The 21,280-nt window shown below is 28.0% G+C and carries 20 protein-coding genes; 12 read left to right on the top strand and 8 right to left on the bottom strand.

Annotation, left to right across the window (positions count from 1 at the left end):
* Positions 1–104: 104 nt before the first annotated feature.
* From recA to EJL03_RS09330, 8 genes are all read left to right on the top strand, one after another.
* Complete coding sequence (gene recA / locus EJL03_RS09365; protein ID WP_125153716.1) at positions 105–1,178, top strand: recombinase RecA; 1,074 nt, start codon at positions 105–107, stop codon at positions 1,176–1,178.
* Between the two features lie 161 nt (positions 1,179–1,339).
* A complete protein-coding gene (rny, locus tag EJL03_RS09360) occupies positions 1,340–2,881 on the top strand; it encodes a ribonuclease Y (RefSeq protein ID WP_125153715.1) in 1,542 nt (513 codons plus the stop codon).
* Between the two features lie 141 nt (positions 2,882–3,022).
* Complete coding sequence (locus EJL03_RS09355) at positions 3,023–3,283, top strand: stage V sporulation protein S (protein ID WP_027623485.1); 261 nt, start codon at positions 3,023–3,025, stop codon at positions 3,281–3,283.
* A gap of 139 nt (positions 3,284–3,422) precedes the next feature.
* Complete coding sequence (locus EJL03_RS09350) at positions 3,423–4,283, top strand: decaprenyl-phosphate phosphoribosyltransferase (protein ID WP_125153714.1); 861 nt, start codon at positions 3,423–3,425, stop codon at positions 4,281–4,283.
* Positions 4,284–4,300: 17 nt separating this feature from the next.
* Entirely contained in the window at positions 4,301–5,563 is a 1,263-nt protein-coding gene (locus EJL03_RS09345; RefSeq protein ID WP_125153713.1) for a glycosyltransferase family protein, read from the top strand.
* Positions 5,557–5,913 (top strand): SMR family transporter, encoded by a 357-nt coding sequence (locus EJL03_RS09340; protein ID WP_125153712.1) that lies wholly within the window; start codon positions 5,557–5,559, stop codon positions 5,911–5,913. Before EJL03_RS09345 ends, EJL03_RS09340 begins: the two co-directional genes overlap by 7 nt.
* A 182-nt stretch (positions 5,914–6,095) precedes the next feature.
* Positions 6,096–7,292, top strand: coding sequence for a pyridoxal phosphate-dependent aminotransferase (locus EJL03_RS09335; RefSeq protein ID WP_125153711.1), 1,197 nt, complete (start codon positions 6,096–6,098; stop codon positions 7,290–7,292).
* A gap of 46 nt (positions 7,293–7,338) precedes the next feature.
* Positions 7,339–7,596, top strand: a complete 258-nt coding sequence (locus EJL03_RS09330) for an HPr family phosphocarrier protein (protein WP_125153710.1) — start codon at positions 7,339–7,341, stop codon at positions 7,594–7,596.
* 32 nt (positions 7,597–7,628) lie between these two features.
* Here the strand turns inward: EJL03_RS09330 and EJL03_RS09325 are convergent, their stop codons facing one another.
* Positions 7,629–7,847 (bottom strand): DUF378 domain-containing protein, encoded by a 219-nt coding sequence (locus EJL03_RS09325; protein ID WP_125153709.1) that lies wholly within the window; start codon positions 7,845–7,847, stop codon positions 7,629–7,631.
* A 173-nt stretch (positions 7,848–8,020) separates the two neighbouring features.
* Between EJL03_RS09325 and purB the strand changes: the two genes are divergently transcribed.
* The 3 genes from purB (at position 8,021) to EJL03_RS09315 (ending at position 11,362) form a co-directional block, all read left to right on the top strand.
* On the top strand, positions 8,021–9,451 hold the full coding sequence (gene purB / locus EJL03_RS09320; RefSeq protein ID WP_125153708.1) for an adenylosuccinate lyase: 1,431 nt from the start codon (positions 8,021–8,023) through the stop codon (positions 9,449–9,451).
* 173 nt (positions 9,452–9,624) lie between these two features.
* Positions 9,625–9,750 carry a hypothetical protein gene (locus tag EJL03_RS16620; RefSeq protein WP_279222071.1) on the top strand — a complete coding sequence of 42 codons (126 nt, stop codon included), beginning with the start codon at positions 9,625–9,627 and terminating at the stop codon, positions 9,748–9,750.
* A 625-nt stretch (positions 9,751–10,375) separates the two neighbouring features.
* Positions 10,376–11,362, top strand: a complete 987-nt coding sequence (locus EJL03_RS09315; RefSeq protein ID WP_125153707.1) for a tyrosine recombinase XerC — start codon at positions 10,376–10,378, stop codon at positions 11,360–11,362.
* 65 nt (positions 11,363–11,427) lie between these two features.
* Here the strand turns inward: EJL03_RS09315 and EJL03_RS09310 are convergent, their stop codons facing one another.
* On the bottom strand, positions 11,428–11,811 hold the full coding sequence (locus EJL03_RS09310) for a hypothetical protein (RefSeq protein WP_125153706.1): 384 nt from the start codon (positions 11,809–11,811) through the stop codon (positions 11,428–11,430).
* 152 nt (positions 11,812–11,963) lie between these two features.
* On the opposite strand from EJL03_RS09310, the gene lexA reads away from it, so the two are divergent.
* Positions 11,964–12,566: a transcriptional repressor LexA gene (lexA, locus tag EJL03_RS09305; protein WP_125153705.1), complete on the top strand. Its 603-nt coding sequence runs from the start codon at positions 11,964–11,966 to the stop codon at positions 12,564–12,566.
* A 35-nt stretch (positions 12,567–12,601) separates the two neighbouring features.
* On the opposite strand, the gene EJL03_RS09300 is transcribed toward lexA, so the two are convergent.
* The 6 genes from EJL03_RS09300 to miaB form a co-directional block, all read right to left on the bottom strand.
* Positions 12,602–13,882, bottom strand: coding sequence for a methionine gamma-lyase family protein (locus EJL03_RS09300; RefSeq protein ID WP_125153704.1), 1,281 nt, complete (start codon positions 13,880–13,882; stop codon positions 12,602–12,604).
* A 75-nt stretch (positions 13,883–13,957) separates the two neighbouring features.
* Complete coding sequence (hfq, locus tag EJL03_RS09295) at positions 13,958–14,203, bottom strand: RNA chaperone Hfq (RefSeq protein ID WP_125153703.1); 246 nt, start codon at positions 14,201–14,203, stop codon at positions 13,958–13,960.
* Between the two features lie 59 nt (positions 14,204–14,262).
* Entirely contained in the window at positions 14,263–15,198 is a 936-nt protein-coding gene (gene miaA, locus EJL03_RS09290) for a tRNA (adenosine(37)-N6)-dimethylallyltransferase MiaA (RefSeq protein ID WP_125153702.1), read from the bottom strand.
* A 17-nt stretch (positions 15,199–15,215) separates the two neighbouring features.
* Entirely contained in the window at positions 15,216–17,117 is a 1,902-nt protein-coding gene (mutL, locus tag EJL03_RS09285) for a DNA mismatch repair endonuclease MutL (RefSeq protein ID WP_125153701.1), read from the bottom strand.
* A gap of 15 nt (positions 17,118–17,132) precedes the next feature.
* Positions 17,133–19,796: a DNA mismatch repair protein MutS gene (mutS, locus tag EJL03_RS09280; RefSeq protein WP_125153700.1), complete on the bottom strand. Its 2,664-nt coding sequence runs from the start codon at positions 19,794–19,796 to the stop codon at positions 17,133–17,135.
* A gap of 55 nt (positions 19,797–19,851) precedes the next feature.
* On the bottom strand, positions 19,852–21,210 hold the full coding sequence (gene miaB, locus EJL03_RS09275; RefSeq protein ID WP_125153699.1) for a tRNA (N6-isopentenyl adenosine(37)-C2)-methylthiotransferase MiaB: 1,359 nt from the start codon (positions 21,208–21,210) through the stop codon (positions 19,852–19,854).
* Positions 21,211–21,280: the final 70 nt, after the last annotated feature.

Genomic DNA, 21,280 nt, shown 5'->3' with positions numbered 1-21,280 from the left:
TAGGGACTTTATTCATATGTTGACCTTATTGAAAAAGTATTATATAATTATAAAGAACAGATGTTCGAATTATGAAAGGAAGGTGAGCCCTTTTAGGGGAAAATATGAATAATGATAAAGTAAAAGCTATTGAAGCTGCAATGGGACAAATAGAAAAGCAGTTTGGTAAAGGTTCTATAATGAAATTAGGTGAACACAATGTGTTAAATATAGATGCAATATCTACAGGATGCTTAGGTATGGATATTGCTCTTGGAATAGGTGGTGTGCCACGTGGAAGGATTATAGAAGTTTATGGTCCAGAATCCTCAGGTAAGACTACAGTAGCATTACATATAATTGCAGAAGCACAAAAAAAAGGTGGCGCTGCTGCATTTATAGATGCCGAACACGCATTAGATCCTACATATGCCAAAAGATTAGGAGTGGATACAGAAAATCTCATAGTTTCTCAACCAGATACAGCTGAGCAGGCACTAGAAATTGCAGAAGCTCTTGTAAGGTCAAATGCTATAGATGTTATAGTTGTGGACTCAGTAGCTGCATTAGTACCAAGAGCAGAGATAGAAGGTGAAATGGGAGATAGCCATGTTGGATTACAAGCAAGACTTATGTCACAAGCTTTAAGAAAATTAGCGGGATCTATAAATAAATCTAAATGTGTAGCTATTTTTATAAACCAACTAAGAGAAAAAGTAGGTATTATGTTTGGAAATCCTGAAACTACACCAGGAGGAAGAGCTTTAAAATTCTATTCCAGCGTAAGGATGGATATTCGTAGAATAGATTCAATAAAACAAGGTGATGAATTTTTAGGTAATAGGGCTAGAGTTAAAATGACTAAAAATAAGGTAGCACCACCATTTAAAACAGCGGAATTTGATATTATGTATAATGAAGGTATATCAAGAACAGGTAATATTTTAGATATAGGAGTAAAGGAAGAAATTGTTCAAAAAAGTGGGGCTTGGTTTTCCTATAAGGATACAAGACTTGGTCAAGGAAGAGAAAATGCTAAACAATTTTTAAAGGAAAATGGTGATATTTTATTAGAAATTGAGAACTTAATAAGGGAAAAATATGAATTACCTTTGGCTGAAAATACCTCTAAAAACGGTAAAAAATCTTCTGAAAAGCCTGGGGAGAAACAAGAAACTAAAAGGGCAGTAAGTAAATAAATAAGAATATATACAACTTGACATAATGATAAAATTAATATAAAATAAATACAAAATCTGGTTTAGCGAAAACATCCATTTGAATAAATATGACACCTTTCTATGCTTTATATTTAGAAAAAATAGATTAAAAATTACAAAAGAGCAAAGGAGGTGTTCATATGAAACCGATGTACATTATAGCAATAACTGTAATAATAGCTGCTATTGCTATATACATTGATTTTTATATAAGGAAAAATGTATCAGCGGCTAAAATTTCTAATGCAGAAGAAACATCAAAAAAAATATTGGGTGATGCTGAAAGGGAAGCAGAATCCAAGAAAAAAGAAGCTATTCTCGAAGCGAAAGAAGAAGCGCATAGGTTAAGAAACGATATTGAAAAAGAGTGTAGGGATAGAAGAAATGAAGTTCAGCGCTTAGAACGAAGATTGATTCAAAGAGAAGAATCAATAGATAAAAAAAGTGACATGCTTGAAAAAAGGGAAGAAAGTTTAAATAAAAAACAACAAGAACTAGATGACCTAGAAGCAAGTATTGAGGAACTTTATAGTAAACAAAGAGAAGAATTAGAAAAATTATCAGGGCTAACTTCAGACCAAGCAAAAGAAATTTTGTTAGAAGAAGTTAGTAAAGAAATTAAACACGAAACTGCTATGATGATAAAGGATGTTGAGACAAAAGCAAAAGAAGAGGCTGACAAAAGAGCTAGAGAAGTAATTACATACGCTATTCAAAGATGTGCTGCAGATCATGTTGCAGAGACAACTGTATATGTAGTAAATCTTCCAAATGATGAAATGAAAGGGCGTATAATAGGTAGAGAAGGAAGAAATATAAGAACTCTTGAGACCCTTACAGGTGTAGATTTAATTATTGATGATACACCAGAAGCAGTAATTCTTTCTGGCTTTGATCCAATAAGAAGAGAAATAGCAAGGATAGCCTTGGAAAAATTAATAGTAGATGGACGTATTCATCCAGCTAGAATTGAAGAAATGGTAGAAAAAGCTAAGAAAGAAGTGGAAAGTGATATTAGAGAAGAGGGAGAACAGGCTACATTTGAAACTGGTGTGCATGGTCTTCATTCAGAGTTAATTAGATTGTTAGGTAGATTGAAGTATAGAACTAGCTACGGTCAGAATATTTTAAAACATTCTATAGAAGTAGCTTACTTAGCTGGTTTAATGGCTTCAGAACTTGGCATTGATCCTACGTTAGCTAAAAGAGCTGGGTTACTTCACGACATAGGTAAAGCAGTAGATCATGAAGTTGAAGGACCACATGCTGTTATAGGTGCTGAAGTAGCAAAAAAATATCATGAATCACCTATAATAGTTAATGCCATAGCAGCTCATCACGGCGATGTAGAATCTCAATCTCTTGAGGGAATATTGGTTCAAGCAGCTGACGCTATTTCAGCAGCAAGACCTGGGGCAAGAAGAGAAACTTTAGAAGCTTATATAAAGAGATTAGAAAAACTTGAAGAAATAGCAAATTCATATGAAGGCGTAGAAAAGTCATATGCCATTCAAGCGGGTAGAGAGATAAGAATAATAGTTAAACCAGAAGAAATAGATGATGCTGGGTCAGTTGAGATGGCAAGGAATATTGTAAAAACAGTAGAAGGTGAATTGGAATATCCTGGCCAGATTAAAGTGAATGTGATACGTGAGACTCGAGCAATAGAATACGCTAAATAACTCATAAAATAGTAAAAAAATCCTTTTAGTCTAGAAAAATTTAGAAATTTTGCTAGATTAAAAGGATTTTTTCATTTTATGTAGAATATTATAAATAGCAACAACAATATCAAATTAAGTTTAAAATATAGGAGGTTTATTATGGAAGTATTAAAAGTTTCAGCAAAATCAAGTCCAAATAAAGTTGCAGGAGCACTAGCAGGAGTTTTAAGAGAAAAAGGAGGGGCTGAAATTCAAGCTATAGGAGCAGGAGCATTAAATCAAGCAATTAAATCAGTTGCAATTGCAAGAGGGTTTGTAGCACCAAGTGGTATTGACTTAGTTTGTATACCAGCTTTTACTGATATAGAGATTGATGGCGAAGAACGAACTGCTATAAAATTAATTGTTCAGCCAAGATAATATGAATATAATTTAAATTTTAAAGGGCTTGAATTTATTCAAGTCCTTTAATTAATGATAAAAATATGTTAAATTATAATTTGAAGTAACTTTATAAGCTAATAATTAATAAAAATTATATTTTTAGGAGGAATTAAATTTGGACTTAAAATCAACAATTCAACTTATGAGACCCAAACAATGGATAAAAAACGGTTTTGTTTTTGCTGCAATAGTTTTCTCAGGTAAATTTGTAGAAACTTCGCTATTACTTATTGCTATAAAAACCTTTATTTTATTTTGTCTTACCTCCTCTACTATTTATATACTAAATGACTTAGTTGATATAGAGAAGGACAAGTTACATCCAGAAAAGAAAAATAGACCATTACCAAGTGGTAAGGTATCAAAGAGTACTGCTATAGTATTAGATATTATTTTGCTTATATCAGTAATATATTTTTCTATTGGAAACATGAAGTTATTTGCAATTTTTATGACCTATATAATTGTAAACATTGCATATTCTTTCAAATTGAAAAATGTAGTTATTGTAGATGTTATGATAATAACATTTGGTTTTATTTTAAGGGTGCAATCAGGTAGTATCGCTATAGGAATAACAATCTCACCTTGGTTAATTTTATGTACCACATTATTATCCTTATTTTTAGCTTTAAATAAGAGAAAAAGTGAACTTATAACTTTGAATTCTAAAAGTGGTAAACATAGAAAAATTCTAGAGGAATATTCTATAGAACTTTTAGATAATATGCTTACAATAGTAACACCATCAATACTAATTGCATATTGTTTATATACTTTTAGTTCTATTCAAAGTAACACAATGATGTTTACTATTCCTTTTGTTTTATATGGTATATTCAGATATCAATATCTTATGATTAAACAAAATATAGGTGGAAAGCCTGAAGATATATTTACAAAAGATATTCCTTTTTTAGTAAACATAGTTTTGTGGATTATTAGTATAATTGTAATTATATACTTTAAACTATAATATGGAGGACTGAATTTATGTTGAATAGCATTAGTCATAAAAAATATGATGAAACTAATAAAAAATATTATTTAATTTTAGGATTAATAGGAGTACTTCTAAGTATAATATGGATTACTTTAGTAAAAACTACGCCTTTTTCGGATTTTGAATATTATTATAATTTATCATCTAATATAGCAAATGGGAAACCTTGGGGAGATACATATACTTCTGTAGGATATTGTATAGTTTTAGGATTTATATTTAAAATATTTGGTACTAGTCTTATAGTAGCTAAAATTTTCAACATTTTACTTACAATAATAAGCTATTTATTAGTTTATCTTATATTAAATAAACTAGATATAGGGGAAAAAAGTAAAAAAGTTATATATGCCTTTTTTGTATTATTTCCTTTAAATATTTATTATAATAGCCTAGTTGCCACTGAAATATTTTTTACATCTATAATACTTCTGGTAACTAATATATATTTAAGTGAAATTAAATATAAATACTTAATTTTAGGAGTTTTGGTTGGATTAAATACAATTGTGAAACCAACTTTTATTTGTATGTCGCTTGCTATTTTTATAGTTGATTCTATTAGTTCTAAAAAGTTTTTTCATTCACTTAAAAATAGTTTAATAATATTTATAGTATCAATTCTAGTTATAACACCTTGGTGTTATAGAAACACTAAATTAATAGGACAGCCTACCTTTGTATCTAATAACGGGGGTATAGTTTTATATATAAATAATAATTCTCAAAACAATACAGGCTTATGGATGCCTGCTGAAGATGTAGAAAATTCTATAGTAAAAACTGATGAGTACATAAATGCTAATATGACTAAGAAAAATAAAATGTTATCTAAAGCAGCAAAGAGTTGGATAAAAGAAAACCCAAAACAATTTATAAAGTTAGGATTTTTAAGACTAAAAAATACTTATGCTGCAGCAGGAGATACTTATTATACAACTTTTGAATCTGGATTAAACAATAGTAAGAATCATATTTTAACTACTATAGCAACTGTAGCTAAAATAGTAGCTTTTTATCCTGGAATTCTATTTGTGTTATTATATAGTCTATATGTATTATATAGTCTAATAAGAAGAAATCAAGAAAATACAGATAAATTTTTATTATACTGTTGTATTATGTTTTATATGTTTACTTGCATATATTTTATAACAGAGGGACAGGCAAGGTATTCTTTCCCGTTAATATTTTTTATGATAAATTGTACAGTGTGCTTTTTTGCAAAAATTAAGGAGATATTTATATGGTAGGTTTAATTTTAACATCTGTATTTTTAGGAGCACTAGGACAAATATTGGTAAAAATTGGTGCAGTCAACCTTAATTTAGATTTTACAACTGCCCATATATTTCAAAGTATTTTAAGTATAATAAAAAATTTACCTGTAATGTCTGGAATAATATCTTATGGAATTAGTTTTTTATTATGGATTAAAGTTTTAAGTAAAGTAGAATTAAGTTATGCATATCCTATGGTGAGTTTAGGCTATATAATAGTTATGATATTTTCCTATTTCTTTTTTAAAGAAAATATTAATTTTTTAAGAATTATGGGAGTACTATTTATTATAGTAGGGGTAATACTTGTTTCAAAAAGTTAATATATAAATTTTTAAGTAAGCTATAATTCAATTTTCAGATATGCATGTAAGAATTATAGCTTATTTTAGTGTTTTTTCAATATATTATTTTAAAAATTGAAAAAAATATATATTTAAATTGCATTATATGAGAAAATTATGTATCATATTATTATATAATTTTAATAACCGGGGGTGTACTTATGATATTATCTAAAAAGGCAGAAAAAATTTCTCCTTCTATAACTTTAGCTATTACGGCAAAGGCAAAAGCAATGAAGGAAAATGGGATAGATGTAATTGGTTTTGGTGCAGGGGAGCCTGACTTTAATACTCCTTCTAATATTCAAAATGCAGCAATAGAAGCTATGAGAAAAGGATATACTAAATATACGCCTACATCAGGAATAAATGAATTAAAGAAAGCTATACTTAATAAATTTGAAAAGGATAATCATTTAAAGTATTCTAATTCACAGATTATAGTATCTACTGGAGCTAAACAATGTCTTTCAGATGTTTTTATGGCTATATTAAATCCAGGAGATGAGGTGCTTATATGTACACCATACTGGGTGAGTTATCCTGAACTTGTTAAACTATCTGATGGAATACCAGTACTAATTAAGGGAGATAATAAAAATAGTTTCAAATATTCAATAAAAAATTTAGAGGAGGCAATAACTAAAAAGACCAAAGCTATAGTTATTAATAGTCCTAACAATCCTTCGGGTAGTGTATATACAAAAGAAGAGTTAATAAAGATTGCTGATTTTGCAAAAAAACATGAATTAATAATAATATCAGATGAAATATATGAAAAACTTGTATATGATAACAATGAAAAGCATATAAGTATAGCAAGCATTAATGAAGACGCTTATGAAAGAACTATAGTAATAAATGGAGTATCTAAATCCTATGCTATGACTGGTTGGAGAATAGGGTATGCGGCAGCTAACGAAAAAATTATCAAACTTATGACAAATATTCAAAGTCATACTACGTCTAATCCTAATTCCATATCACAATATGCAGCACTAGAAGCGTTGCAGGGGGAACAGCTTTCTCTTAATACTATGATTAAAGAATTTAAATCTAGAAGAGATTATATGATTAGTAGAGTATTAAAAATAAATGGTCTAAACTTTATAGAACCTAAAGGTGCATTTTATCTATTTATAAATATAAGTAACTTAATTAATAAAACTATCCATGGAGAGATTATAAAAAATTCGCTAGATTTTTGTGATAAACTTTTAAAAACAGTGAAAGTTGCTGTAGTACCAGGAAGTGCATTTGGTGAGGAAAATTTCATAAGGCTTTCATATGCTACTTCTATGGAAAATATAAGGGAAGGTTTAGATAGAATAGAAAAATTTGTCCAACTAAGTAAATGATGATATAATGACATATGACAACAAATGATTTTTAGAGGTGATATACATGATATCAAAAGAAGTAATAGTAAATAGTTCTACTGGATTACATGCAAGACCGGCTACTTTATTAGTAAAAAAAGCGTCTTCTTTTAAATCAGACATTTATATGGAATTCAATGGTAAAAAGGCTAATATAAAAAGTTTAATAGGTGTTTTATCATTAGCAGTTACAAGTGGTGCCAACATAATATTATCAGCATCTGGAGATGACGAAGTTTTAGCTATCGAAGAGGTAAGTAAATTAATATCTTCAATGGAATAAGAAAATAAAAGGCTCAAAGGGGAGCCTTTTATTTATGCCTTGGAGTATTTTTTCATCTTTAATACTAATAATATTAAATATACACCAGCAACACCTACTAATATATAGATTAATCTTGATAAAAAATTAGCTGGTTCTCCAAAGATAGATCCTATTAGGTTAAAATTAAATAAACCTAAAAGCCCCCAATTAATGGCACCGATTATTACTAATATAAATGCTATTTTGTCAAATAAATTAAATTTATACATAATGATTGCCTCCTAATAATATAATTTACATCCTAATAAATTATATTATTTATAAATAAAAATAGAACAGTTTTTATAAACGAACTTTTTAATTTAAAACTCGTTAAATATATGTTATAATGAGAATGAAAAATAAAATTTAACAAACTATATACGTACGGAGGTAACTTAAAATGAAAAGTAGTTATAGTACACCTTTAAATAAAAGATATTCTTCTAAGGAAATGAGTTATTTATTTTCAGAGGAGATGAAATTTAGAACTTGGAGAAAATTATGGGTTGCATTAGCGGAGTGTGAAAAAGAATTAGGTCTGAACATAACAAAAAAACAACTAGAAGAATTAAAGAGTAATATTTATAATATAAACTATGAAGTTGCTGAAGACAAAGAAAGAGAAATACGCCATGATGTAATGAGTCATGTGTATGCGTATGGTGTACAATGTCCTGGAGCAAAAGGAATAATTCATTTAGGAGCTACAAGTTGTTATGTAGGTGATAATACAGATCTAATAATAATGAGAGAAGCGTTAAAAGTTGTAAAGAAAAAACTTTTAAATGTCATAAATGAACTATCAAAATTTGCAATCAAATATAAAGAATTACCTACACTAGGATTTACTCATCTTCAACCTGCTCAATTAACCACTGTTGGGAAAAGGGCCACTCTTTGGATACAAGATTTAATATTAGATTTAGAAAATTTAGATTTTATAATTGAAAGATTAAGATTTAGAGGAGTTAAGGGAACTACAGGAACACAGGCTAGTTTTATGGAGTTATTTGATGGTGATGAAGAAAAGGTAAAGTTGTTAGATAAAATGGTCTCAATAAAAATGGGATTTGAGAATGAATATATGGTTACTGGGCAAACTTATCCTAGAAAAATAGATTCAATAATTTTAAATACATTATCAGAAATTGCACAAAGCGCATATAAATTTAGTAATGATTTAAGAATACTTCAAAGCATAAAAGAAATCGAGGAACCTTTTGAAAAAAAACAGGTTGGATCTTCAGCTATGGCTTATAAAAGAAATCCTATGAGAAGTGAAAGAATAAGTGCTTTAGCAAGATATATTATAATAAACTCATTAAATCCAGCCATAACAGCTTCTACTCAATGGTTTGAAAGAACATTAGATGACTCTGCTAATAAAAGAATTTCGGTATCAGAAGCATTTTTAGCATTGGATGGAGTTCTTAATTTATATATAAATATAAGCAGTAATATGGTTGTATATGAAAAAGTTATCACCTCTCATGTTTTTAATGAATTACCATTTATGGCTACTGAAAACATATTAATGGAAGCGGTTAAAAGGGGCGGCGATCGCCAAGAATTACATGAAAAAATAAGAAATTACTCCATGGAAGCTGCTAAACGTATAAAACAAGAGGGGTTAAATAATGATTTAATAGATAGAATAATAAGAGATAGTAGTTTTAATATGAGCAATGAAGAAATATTATCATTAATAGATCCTATTAAATTTACAGGAAGGGCATCTGGGCAGGTAGATGATTTTATTCAGGAATGTGTGAATCCAATTTTACAAAAAAACAAAAAATTATTAGGAATAGATGTTCAAATAAATGTATAATTAAGACGTGGTATTTTACCACGTTATTTTATTTTTTCTAAATTTAGGTAGTCATAATATTTATTATGTATTAAAAATAAAAAGTAAACCAAATCATATTATTACATATGCTTTAACTATTAAATATATAAATAAAATATGATTATATATTATAGAAGATAGAGGTGGACATATTGTATACAGTAGAAGACATAATGGATAAACTTATAGATATAGAAATACAAATGAATGTTTTGTATAGTGAACTCTCTGAAAATACTATCAGAATTAATAAAGGAAGAACAAAGGCATGTAGCTAATATAAAACCATATTGTTAATAGTATTTTTAAAACCAACTTAAATATTTAAGTTGGTTTTTTTATTGTTTTATAAAATAAAGTAACATTATAAATATTATGTATACAATATGAAAAAATATGAATTAAATTTCTACCGATAAATAAATTTAAAAAATTTTTCATTGTATAAAAGCAGGGCTATTAATCTATTTTTTTCTATTTTTATAAACAAATCGATTTAAGGTGACATTTAAAATAAATTATCCTGTATGTATTACAAAGTAATTATAATATCAAAAAAAATGCGTTAACAATTTTATCACCAGTTTGTGGAAAGGTAATAATTTATCAATAGTCCACTTTTATTCCACAAACTGTAAATGCACTTTTCTATTTTTCTGTAATTGATAATATTCTCAATTGAAATAACAAGAGGATATATTCTACAAATAATACTATTATAAATCTTTATTAATATTATTCTACAAGTTAGTAGTTTTAGTGATATTTTTATAATATACAAAAATAATTTTCAATAAATTTTATAAAAATCAACAAAAAGAAGGATTTCTAGCCCCTTTTATAGAATACTATATTCGCTAAATGTATATTTAGCGAAATTAAAGATATTTTTAGGAGGTTTTTATGAAGTACAAATTAAATAATATATATGACCCTAACTTACCCTATTTGGTTAACGATTTTTTAAACTATTTAGGTACTATTAAAGGAAAATCTGTTAATACTGTGAAAGGATATAAAATTGATTTAACCATGTTCTTTAGATTTTTTAAATTATATAAAGGTATGACAAGGGATAATGTGGAATTTGAAAATATAAAAATAGATGATATAGATGATAGTATGATAAAATCTATTAAATTAGCTGATTTATACGCATTTATAGCTTTTGTTGAAAATTATAGGGATAATGGGAACTATGCCAGATCTAGAAAAGTCGCTACCTTAAAATCATTCTTTAAGTTTTTACAAGGTAAAACTAAAACAATAGATGAAAACCCCGCCCTAGAGTTGGAATCACCTAAAATTAATAAAAGAAACCCAGTGTATCTAACATTAAACGAAAGTAAACAGCTTTTAAACGTCATAGATGGAAGGAATAAAGAAAGAGATTACTGCATAGTTACATTATTTTTAAATTGTGGTTTAAGATTATCAGAGCTATGTAGTATTAATATATCTAAAATTAAAGGAGATACTTTAACAGTTGTAGGAAAAGGTAATAAAGAAAGAACTATTTATTTAAATAATGCATGTATAAAAGCTTTAGAAGATTATTTAAAAATAAGAAATACAAATGCTGATAAAATCAAAGATAAAGATGCTTTATTTATTAGTAGAAATAATACAAGAATTAATAAAAGAACAGTGGAGTTATTAGTAAAAAAATATATTAAAAAAGCAAATTTAAGCCAAGATAAATATACTCCTCATAAATTAAGACATACGGCTGCTACACTTATGTATAAGTACGGTAATGTAGATATTAGAAGTCTTCAACAGATATTAGGCCATGAAAATGTTTCTACTACTCAAATATACACTCATGTAGATGATGAGAAATTAAGGGAAGCAGTTAAATCAAATCCTTTAAGTGATGAAAGTAAGTAAAAGTGCTAAAAAAACCGCATCCAGAACATATGTTCTGGATGCGGTTTTTTTAGCACTTTTATATATTATTTCTTTTTTAATCTTATAAGACCTGGAAATTCCTCAAATACAAATTCTTTAGATTTTTTTTCATCCTCTAAAAGTTCTCTAAGACCCTCTATGTCATCTATAAGATCCATATCCTCCTCTTTATCTTCATTCAAATAATCATCCACCTGTGTTTTAGTATATTCATCCCCTACAAATTCTATATTGTTTTCTTTATCTAATTCTTCACTTTCCTCTAGTATACTATCTATTTTAATACTACTAAGGTCTACCCCTTCTGCATTTAAACATTTGCCGCAATTATTACAGACTTTTAATGGATTTAAGTCACATTCATCACATTTACCGCAATTATCACATGCTTTACTTATATTTAAAATACATTTTTCGTATTTTGCCATATTTAGCTCCTCTCTTTATTTAAACTTATAATATCTTACGCTAAGCTATTATAACAAAATAGATGTTTTTATTCAACAGTGGGAACATAAGTTTGATATTTCCATTTTTTTATGATATAATGCTACTAAGATTAAAGTGCGAGGTGTTTTTTATGGCAAGGCAGGATAAGCAAAAGCAAATTTTAGAATTTATCAAACAGCAAATAAAAATAAAAGGATATCCTCCTTCTGTACGTGAAATTTGTGCTGCTGTAGGATTAAGCTCTACATCAACAGTTCACGGTCATTTGCAAAGACTTGAAAAAAAAGGACTTATAAAAAGAGATCCTACTAAACCTAGAGCTATCGAAATTACTGATAATTCATTACATAAAGAAGAGATAATAAACATACCGATAATAGGAAATGTAACTGCAGGAGAACCTGTTTTGGCAGTAGAAAATATAGAAGATAACTTTGCTTTGCCTATAAATTTTATAAAAAGCAATAAAGAACTTTTTGTATTAAAAGTGCACGGAAAAAGTATGATAGATGCTGGCATTTTTAATGATGATTTAGCCATACTAGAAAAAACTAATATAGCAGAAAATGGTGATATAGTTGTTGTATTATTAGAAAATGAGGCTACTATTAAAAGATTTTTCAAAGAGAAAAATCATATAAGACTCCAACCAGAAAACAAAAACATGGAACCTATATTAGTAAAAGAATGTAAAATAATTGGAAGGATAGTTGGTTTATATAGAAAATATTAGGATAGCTTAAATTAAGCTACCCTGTTTTAATTATATTAATTTAATGTCTTATTAAGAGCTATTAATATTCCTATTTTAGCATGATCATAAGTAAGACCTCCTTGTAAATAAGCGATATAAGGTTCTCTTATAGGTGCATCTGCTGATAATTCTATAGAAGAACCTTGAACAAAGGCTCCTGCCGCCATAATAACCTGGTCCTCATACCCTGGCATATCCCATGGTTCACATTGCACAAATGAATCTACTGGAGATCCTGACTGAATACCCTTACAAAAGTTTATAAGCTTATCTTTATCATTAAATTTTATTGCCTGTATTATATCACTTCTTTTATCTGTATATTTAGGTAACACTTCAAATCCTGCTAACTCAAGCATTCTAGAACACAAAATGGCACCTTTTACAGCTTCCATTGCAATATGTGGAGCTAAAAACAGTCCTTGAAAAAACAGTCTCATTACCCCAAAAGTTGAGCCACACTCCCCTCCTATTCCAGGAATGGTAAGTCTATATGCTGATTGAGTTACGTACTCTTCTTTACCAACTATATACCCACCAGTAGGTGCTATACCTCCTCCAATATTTTTAATTAATGAGCCTGCCATTAAATCCGCTCCTACATCTGTAGGTTCTATGGTATCTATAAATTCTCCATAACAGTTATCAACAAAACAAATTACATCTGACTTTATATTTTTGACAAATGATATAATTTCTTTTATTTCAGAAACTAATAAAGCATTTCTCCAACCATAACCTGTAGACCTTTGAATATGTACAAGTTTTATGGATCTATCTTCTTTTAAAATTTCTTCAACTTTATCTAAATCTACCTTCCCATTTTTTAAATCTACTTGCTTATATTTTACTCCATATTCTTTAAGAGAACCTATATTTTCTTCTTCGCTAATACCTATTATACTATGTAAAGTATCATAAGGCTCTCCTACAACAGAAAGCATGGTATCCTTTGGTCTTAAATTGCCAAATAAAGCTGCTCCTAAAGCGTGAGTACCATTTACAAAGTGAGGTCTTACTAATGCACTTTCTGTATTAAAAACCTTAGCATATACTCTATCTAACGCCTCTCTTCCTATATCACCATAACCATATCCAGTACTATTGGTAAAATGTGAATCACTTATTCTTTCTTGCTGTAATGCACTTAGTACTTTTAGTTGGTTAAATTCTCTTATATCGTCATACCTTTTAAATTCTATTTCCACATCTTTTAATGCCTTTTCATAAATTTCTAATACATTATCACTAATATTATAATTTTTTTTCAATTGTTGTTTAGTTAAGTCAATCATCTTAAAGAACCCTCCACTTTATTTATTACGTTATTTTATATTACCATATAAAAAAAGAATAGGCAAAATTTTTGCCTATCCTTCTGTATTATCTTGTGGTGCAGTAAATAATATTGGTCTACTAGGAGTTATAGTTGATATTGCATGCTTATACACAAGCATTTGTTTTCCAGCACAATCTAATATAACTGTAAAACTATCAAATCCCTTAACATTACCTTTAATTTGGAATCCATTAGTTAAATATATAGTAACATCAGTCTTATTTTTTCTTGCTCCATTTAAAAATATATCCTGTAAATTATTTATTGTTTTACTCATATAATTCACCCTCCATTAAGTCTTTATATTATTATTCTATAAATTTATTATAAACTCCTTTATTTTTTCATGTTACTACATTGTTTTAATATAAAATTTACCACTTCATCATCGGAATTAAATTTATCTTTATCAACCCATGTAACCCTATTATCTTTTCTAAACCAAGTTAACTGTCTCTTAGCATAATTCCTACTTCCCTTTTTTATCAAGTACACAGCTTCATCTAAACTAATTTTACCTTGAAGATAATAAAGTATCTCTTTATATCCTATCCCTTTCATAGACTGCATTTCTTCTGTGCAACCCATATCCCTCAATTTTATAACCTCTTTTACTAGTCCCTTTTCCATCATAATATCCACTCTTTTGTCTATTCTATCATATAGTTTTTGTCTATCCATATTAAGAACAAAATACTTAAGGTTATAAGGAATATTATAAATATCTTCACTACTTTTATATTCACTCATCTTTTTACCTGTTAAATGATATACCTCTAAAGCTCTAATTACTCTTTTTAAGTTATTTAAATGAATGTTATTATAAGATTCTATATCAACTTCCTTTAATAAATTATGGACGTATCCTTTGCCTTTTTCCTTTGCTAATTGTTCTAAATAATGTCTAAATTCCTTATCCTCATTTGCCTCTGTAAAATTATAATTATATATAAGGGAATTTATATACAGTCCTGTTCCCCCAACTAACATAGGTAATTTATTTTTATTCCATATATTATCTATAGCATCTTTTGCATAATCTTTAAATTCTGAAGCACTAAACTTTTCTTTGGGACCAACAAAATCAATAAGATAGTGTTTTACATTTTCCATCTCTTCCTCTGTAACTTTAGCTGATCCTACATTCATATATTTATATATTTGCATAGAATCTGCAGATATTATTTCTCCATTTAGTCTTTTAGCAATATCTATAGATATTGAAGTCTTTCCTATAGCTGTAGGCCCCGCCAGAATAAATAAGTCTTTCATTAAAAAAATCTCTCCTTTTACTGTATTCTTTTAAATCTTTTCTCTAACTCATTTAATGTGATTTTAATTATAGTAGGTCTTCCATGAGGACAGGTAAAAGGATCATTTATATACCTTAATTTTTTAATTAAGGTTTCCATTTCATTTAAAGATAATTTATCATGTGCTTTTACAGCGGACTTACATGCAATTTTAGCAATAGAATCATATTTTATTTCAGATGTCTTCCCACTTCCCATATTTTTTATATTGTCTATTAAATCTAAAAGTAAATTATTAATTTCTGGTTTCCCCATTAAAAATGGAACTTCCCTTATACTTATAGTATTGTCCCCAAAAACTTCTATGGTAAAACCTGCATTTTTGAAGATTTCTTTATTCTCAACATAATAAATAAAATCTTCAGGGAATAATTCAATAATCACAGGACTTAATAATATTTGGGATATTACTTCCTGATTTTTTATATCATTCATATATTTTTCAAATAGTACTTTTTCATGAGCTGCATGTTGATCTATTATATACAACTCATTTAAGCATTCACTTAATATATATGTATTATTAAATTGTCCAATAATATTTAATGTAGGGAATTTAGGCTGTAATTCTATTGAAGGTTCTTTAGTCTTCAACTCCCCATCGTTTAACTCTTTTGGTAATTTCCCCTCTATGTTATAGTAATTTTCCCCTTTAACAACAGAAGAATTATTGGTATAAGAAATTATACTGTCTTCTTTTATTTCATTACATGTAGTATTATTTACCAAAATATTTTTTTTATAATCATTTTCTTCTTTTTTATAAGATTCACTAGAGCATTTCAAATCTATGGGGAATTGAACCTTTTCAACCTTAAGTTTTTCTAATTGGTTAAATTTACTGTTTTCTTTATTAAAAGATGTTTCCTCAATACTAAAAGAATTTATTAAACTATTTCTTATAGCTCCATGCACTGCATTAAATACAGTACTAAAAATAAGTCTATCATCCCTAAATTTTATTTCTGTTTTAGTAGGATGTACATTCACATCCACATATTCAGGAAATATATCAATAAACACAATAAAAAAAGGGAACTTATTAATAGTTAAAAATGATTTAAAAGCGTTCTCAACTGCCACTGTAATAGATTTGTTTTTAATATATCTTTTATTTACAAATATACTTTGGTTGTTTCTACTTCCTCTTGCTATTTCGGCATTCCCTACATACCCATAAACAGAAATTATGTCTTTATATATTTCAAAATTTATTATATTATTTGCTATTTGCTTACCATATACAGTTCTTATAGTATCCTCTAATTTATTACTACCAAAAGTATTTAGAACCACTTTGCCATTATTAATTAGTCTAAATGATATATTACTGTGAGCTAAAGATAATCTGTGAACTATATCAGAAATTAATGATGCTTCTCTTGAAGAAGATTTTAAAAATTTAAGTCTAGCAGGAACATTATAAAATAAATCTCTTACCTCAATTATAGTTCCCGTATTTAAACCAATTTCTTTAATTTGTTGTATGTTGCCACCTTCTATATATACTTCACTTCCAAATTGTAATCCGTCTATTTTACTTTTTAAAAGCACTTTAGATACAGATGCTATACTTGCCAAAGCTTCGCCTCTAAATCCCATTGTATTTAATAAAAACAAATCTTCTATTTTAGATATTTTACTTGTAGCATGAGGGAGAAAAGCCTTTTCTATATCTTCTGGATGTATTCCATCACCATCATCAGTTATTTTAATAAACTTTTGTCCCCCTTCTTCTATTTCTACAATTATATTTTTAGAATTTGCATCTATACTATTTTCTAATAATTCCTTAACTACAGAAAAAGGACGTTCTACTACCTCACCTGCAGCAATCTTATTAAACGTATCCTTATTTAATAAATTTATTCTACTCAAAATACCCTCACCCTTTTAGTTTATAGATTTAGCTTTTTTAATAAGTTCATAAAGCTTATTAAAACCTTCAATAGGTGTAATATTCATAATATCTAAGCCAGCTATTTCACGTACTAAATTATTCTTTTCAACATCTGAGAATCCAATCTGCAAAGTATTATCTATGCTTTCTGCAACCAATTTATTATCACTTTTATCCACAGCAACTTCGGATATTTCATTTTTATTTTTACAATTTTTTTCTGATATTTTTTCTATATGAGTATCTTTATTTTCATTGCCTTCTAGTGAATATAAAATTTCTTTAGCCCTAATAATTACTTCTTCCGGTAAACCTGCAAGTTTAGCTACTTCTATACCATAAGATTGGTCTGCACCTCCTGGTATAATTTTTCTTAAAAAAACAATATCATTATCCATTTCCTTAACAGATACAGAATAATTTTTTACTCCATGTATTATCCCCTCTAATTGAGTTAATTCATGATAGTGTGTGGCAAAAAGAGTTTTACATCTAAGCTTATTATTATTAGATATATATTCAATTACAGACCATGCAATACTTAAACCATCAAAGGTACTTGTCCCCCTACCAACTTCATCTAATAGTATTAAACTTTTATTAGTAGCATTCTTCAATATATTTGACACTTCCCACATTTCTACCATAAAAGTGCTTTTACCCGCAGCTAAATCATCTGAAGCACCTATCCTAGTAAATATTTTATCACATATAGATATTTTAGCACTGTTGGCCGGAACAAAACTACCTATTTGTGCCATTATTACTATTAAAGCAACCTGTCTCATATAAGTGGATTTCCCTGCCATATTGGGTCCCGTTATTAAAAGTAGCTGATCATCTATCACATCTAATTTAGTTTCATTAGCTACAAAGTTTCCTGTAGGAATTACCTTCTCTACTACAGGGTGTCTTCCCTCCATAATTATTATTTCATCATCTTCTGATATTTCAGGTTTACAATAATTATTTTCAAGAGCTATAAAAGCAAGGGAACTTAAACAATCTAGATCAGCTATAATATTTGCAGAGATTTTCATTCTTTCAACATGCTCTTCTATACGGTTTCTTATATTTATGAAAACTTCATATTCTAAATTTATAAGTTTTTCTTCTGCCCCTAGTATTTTATTTTCCATTTCCTTAAGTTCAGGAGTTATGTATCTTTCTGCATTGGCCAAAGTCTGTTTTCTTATGTATCTACCCTCTGGTACAGATGATAAATTAGACTTAGTAATTTCTATATAATACCCAAAAACTTTATTGTAACCAACTTTTAAAGATTTTATATTGGTTATTTCTCTTTCACTATTTTCTAAATTAGCTATCCACTCTTTTCCGTGAGATTTAGCTTTTCTTAGTTCATCAATAGTTTCATGGTATCCGTCTTTTATAATATTTCCTTCCTTTACAGATAAAGATGGATTCTCCATTAAGGACCTTTCAAGTAACGCATAAATATCTTTCAATTCATCTAAATCATTATACATTATTTTTAATAAATCACTATCAAAACTTCGAAGAATAACCTTAATCATGGGGATTTTCTCTATAGATTTTTTAAGAGATATAAGTTCCTTAGCATTCACACCTTTTGAAGATATTTTTCCTACTATTCTTTCTATATCATAAATCTCCTTTAAAGCTTCCTTTAAATCTTCATGAATTGATATATTATTTATTAACTCTTCTACCGCATTTAGTCTCAATTTTATCATATTTTTATTAATTAATGGCTGTTCTACCCATTTTCTTAGATGTCTAGCACCCATAGCTGTATTAGTTTTATCCATAACCCATAAAAGAGATCCTTTTTTGCTTTTGTCTCTTAAGGTTTCTGTAAGTTCCAAATTTCTTCTTGAGTTTATATCTAAAGATAAATAATCAACTATATTATAATACTCGAATTTATCTATATGAGATAAAGAAGTTTTTTGTGTTTCTACAATATATTTTAAAAGCCCATTACTACTTCTTATAATCGACTTATTATATTCTTTTTCCTTATAATCTATAAATTGCCCCTTTAATAAATCTTCTTCTAATGAAAAATATTCAAAAGGTAGTGTAGTAAAAGATGTAGTAAATCTTTCATAAATTTCTTTTTCTAAAATTTTATCTATATTATCTGGTATAAGTATTTCAGTAGGATTAAATTTAGAGATTTCATCTATAATTAGTGAATAATTAAATTGTGTATATGTTACATAAAATTCTCCTGTGGAAATATCACAAAAACAAATTCCAAAATCATTAAATTCATCTAAATACATACTCATAATATAATTGTTTTTATTCTCTTGAATAAAACTAGAATCTGTATATGTACCAGGAGTTATTATCTTTATTATATCTCTTTTTACTATTCCTTTAGCAATAGAAGGATCTTCTAATTGCTCACAAATAGCAATTTTATACCCTTTACCTATAAGCCTACTTATGTAAGAATTAGCTGAATGATATGGTATTCCACACATAGGTGCTCTTTTCTCTAGTCCACAATCTCTACCTGTTAAAACTAATTCTAATTCCTTTGAAGCGGTTTGTGCATCTTCAAAAAACATTTCATAAAAATCACCTAATCTAAAGAATAATATACAATCTTTACATTTTTCTTTTATTTGTAAATATTGTTGCATCATTGGTGTAAGACCCACTTTATTTACCCTCCTTTAATAACTCTATAAAAAAAGCTCTAGTAAAGAGCTTTTTTTATATCTGTTTTCCAGTTAAAGAAAATGATTGTGATTTAGTTATTTTTACATTTACTAAATGTCCTATAAGGTACTCATCCCCTATAAAATTAACTAATTTACCAGTAGTTGTTCTACCAGAAACTTTAGATTCATCATTTTTACTTATACCTTCAACAAGAACTTCTACATTTTTACCAACATATTCTTTATTTTTTTTAGCACAAATACAGTTTACTGTATCAATTAATCTATTAAATCTTTCATGCTTAATTTTATCATCTATTTGATCTAGCATTTCATCTGCTGGAGTACCTTTTCTCTTTGAATATATAAACGTAAAACAAGAATCATATTCTACCTCTTTAACAAGAGTTAATGTATCATTAAAATCTTCTTCTGTTTCTCCTGGGAAGCCTACAATTATATCAGTTGTCAATGCTACATTAGGTATTTTAGTTTTTATTTTTTTTACCAGATTTAAATAGTATTCTCTATCATAATGCCTATTCATTTTCTTAAGTATTCTTGAAGAACCTGATTGTACAGGTAGGTGGATATGGTTACAAATTTTGTTACAACTAGCTATAACATCTATAACTTCATCTGTTAAATCCTTAGGATGTGAAGTCATAAATCTTATTCTTTCAACTCCCTCAATACCATTAACCTCTTTTAAAAGCTTAGCAAAACTAATTTTAGGGTTTAAATCTTTACCATAAGAGTTAACATTCTGACCAAGTAGTGTTATTTCTTTATATCCTTTAGACACTAATGATTTTATTTCTTCTAATATATCTTTTACATCTCTACTTCTTTCTCTACCTCTTACATAAGGAACTATACAATAAGTGCAAAAATTATTACAGCCATACATTATTGTTACAAAAGCTTTCATGTCACTTTTCCTATCTATAGGAATACCTTCTACTATCCCCTCTTCTTTATCCCATATTTCTAATATAGATCTTCCTTCCTGTTTAACCCTATTTAAATATTCTGGGAATTTATGAGCATTGTGTGTTCCAAATATAATGTCTACAAAAGGATATCTTTTAAGTATAGCCTGCCCCATGCCATCCTGCTGCATCATACAACCACAAACTGCTATTACAAGTTCAGGATTTTTTTCTTTAAGTCCCTTTAACATTCCCAAATTTCCATAAACTTTTAATTCCGCATTTTCTCTAACACAACAAGTATTAAAAATTATAATATCTGCCTTTTCTTTATCTTCTGTTTTATTGTAACCTATAGTTTGTAACATTCCTGATAGTTTTTCTGAATCCTCTTCATTCATTTGACAACCCCAGGTATAAATTAAAAAGTGTTTATCTGCTTTATTATTTTTTATATTTGACAATGTATTTTCATTCATATTATCCTGCTACCTCCAAAATATAATTGTGCTAAATTCTATAGTATTATAACACAATAAATAGCTAAAA

Source organism: Clostridium rectalis (genome assembly GCF_900626095.1).
GTDB classification, from domain to species: domain Bacteria; phylum Bacillota; class Clostridia; order Clostridiales; family Clostridiaceae; genus Clostridium_AS; species Clostridium_AS rectalis.
This window is presented reverse-complemented; position numbering and strand designations above follow the sequence as displayed.

What these genes read in the sequence shown, in the direction of transcription:
- recA (WP_125153716.1), top strand. Translation starts at nt 105, where the DNA reads ATGAATAATGATAAAGTAAAAGCTATTGAAGCTGCAATGGGACAAATA.
- rny (WP_125153715.1), top strand. Translation starts at nt 1,340, where the DNA reads ATGAAACCGATGTACATTATAGCAATAACTGTAATAATAGCTGCTATT.
- EJL03_RS09355 (WP_027623485.1), top strand. Translation starts at nt 3,023, where the DNA reads ATGGAAGTATTAAAAGTTTCAGCAAAATCAAGTCCAAATAAAGTTGCA.
- EJL03_RS09345 (WP_125153713.1), top strand. Translation starts at nt 4,301, where the DNA reads ATGTTGAATAGCATTAGTCATAAAAAATATGATGAAACTAATAAAAAA.
- EJL03_RS09340 (WP_125153712.1), top strand. Translation starts at nt 5,557, where the DNA reads ATGGTAGGTTTAATTTTAACATCTGTATTTTTAGGAGCACTAGGACAA.
- EJL03_RS09335 (WP_125153711.1), top strand. Translation starts at nt 6,096, where the DNA reads ATGATATTATCTAAAAAGGCAGAAAAAATTTCTCCTTCTATAACTTTA.
- EJL03_RS09330 (WP_125153710.1), top strand. Translation starts at nt 7,339, where the DNA reads ATGATATCAAAAGAAGTAATAGTAAATAGTTCTACTGGATTACATGCA.
- EJL03_RS09325 (WP_125153709.1), bottom strand. Translation starts at nt 7,847, where the DNA reads ATGTATAAATTTAATTTATTTGACAAAATAGCATTTATATTAGTAATA.
- purB (WP_125153708.1), top strand. Translation starts at nt 8,021, where the DNA reads ATGAAAAGTAGTTATAGTACACCTTTAAATAAAAGATATTCTTCTAAG.
- EJL03_RS09315 (WP_125153707.1), top strand. Translation starts at nt 10,376, where the DNA reads ATGAAGTACAAATTAAATAATATATATGACCCTAACTTACCCTATTTG.
- EJL03_RS09310 (WP_125153706.1), bottom strand. Translation starts at nt 11,811, where the DNA reads ATGGCAAAATACGAAAAATGTATTTTAAATATAAGTAAAGCATGTGAT.
- lexA (WP_125153705.1), top strand. Translation starts at nt 11,964, where the DNA reads ATGGCAAGGCAGGATAAGCAAAAGCAAATTTTAGAATTTATCAAACAG.
- EJL03_RS09300 (WP_125153704.1), bottom strand. Translation starts at nt 13,882, where the DNA reads ATGATTGACTTAACTAAACAACAATTGAAAAAAAATTATAATATTAGT.
- hfq (WP_125153703.1), bottom strand. Translation starts at nt 14,203, where the DNA reads ATGAGTAAAACAATAAATAATTTACAGGATATATTTTTAAATGGAGCA.
- miaA (WP_125153702.1), bottom strand. Translation starts at nt 15,198, where the DNA reads ATGAAAGACTTATTTATTCTGGCGGGGCCTACAGCTATAGGAAAGACT.
- miaB (WP_125153699.1), bottom strand. Translation starts at nt 21,210, where the DNA reads ATGAATGAAAATACATTGTCAAATATAAAAAATAATAAAGCAGATAAA.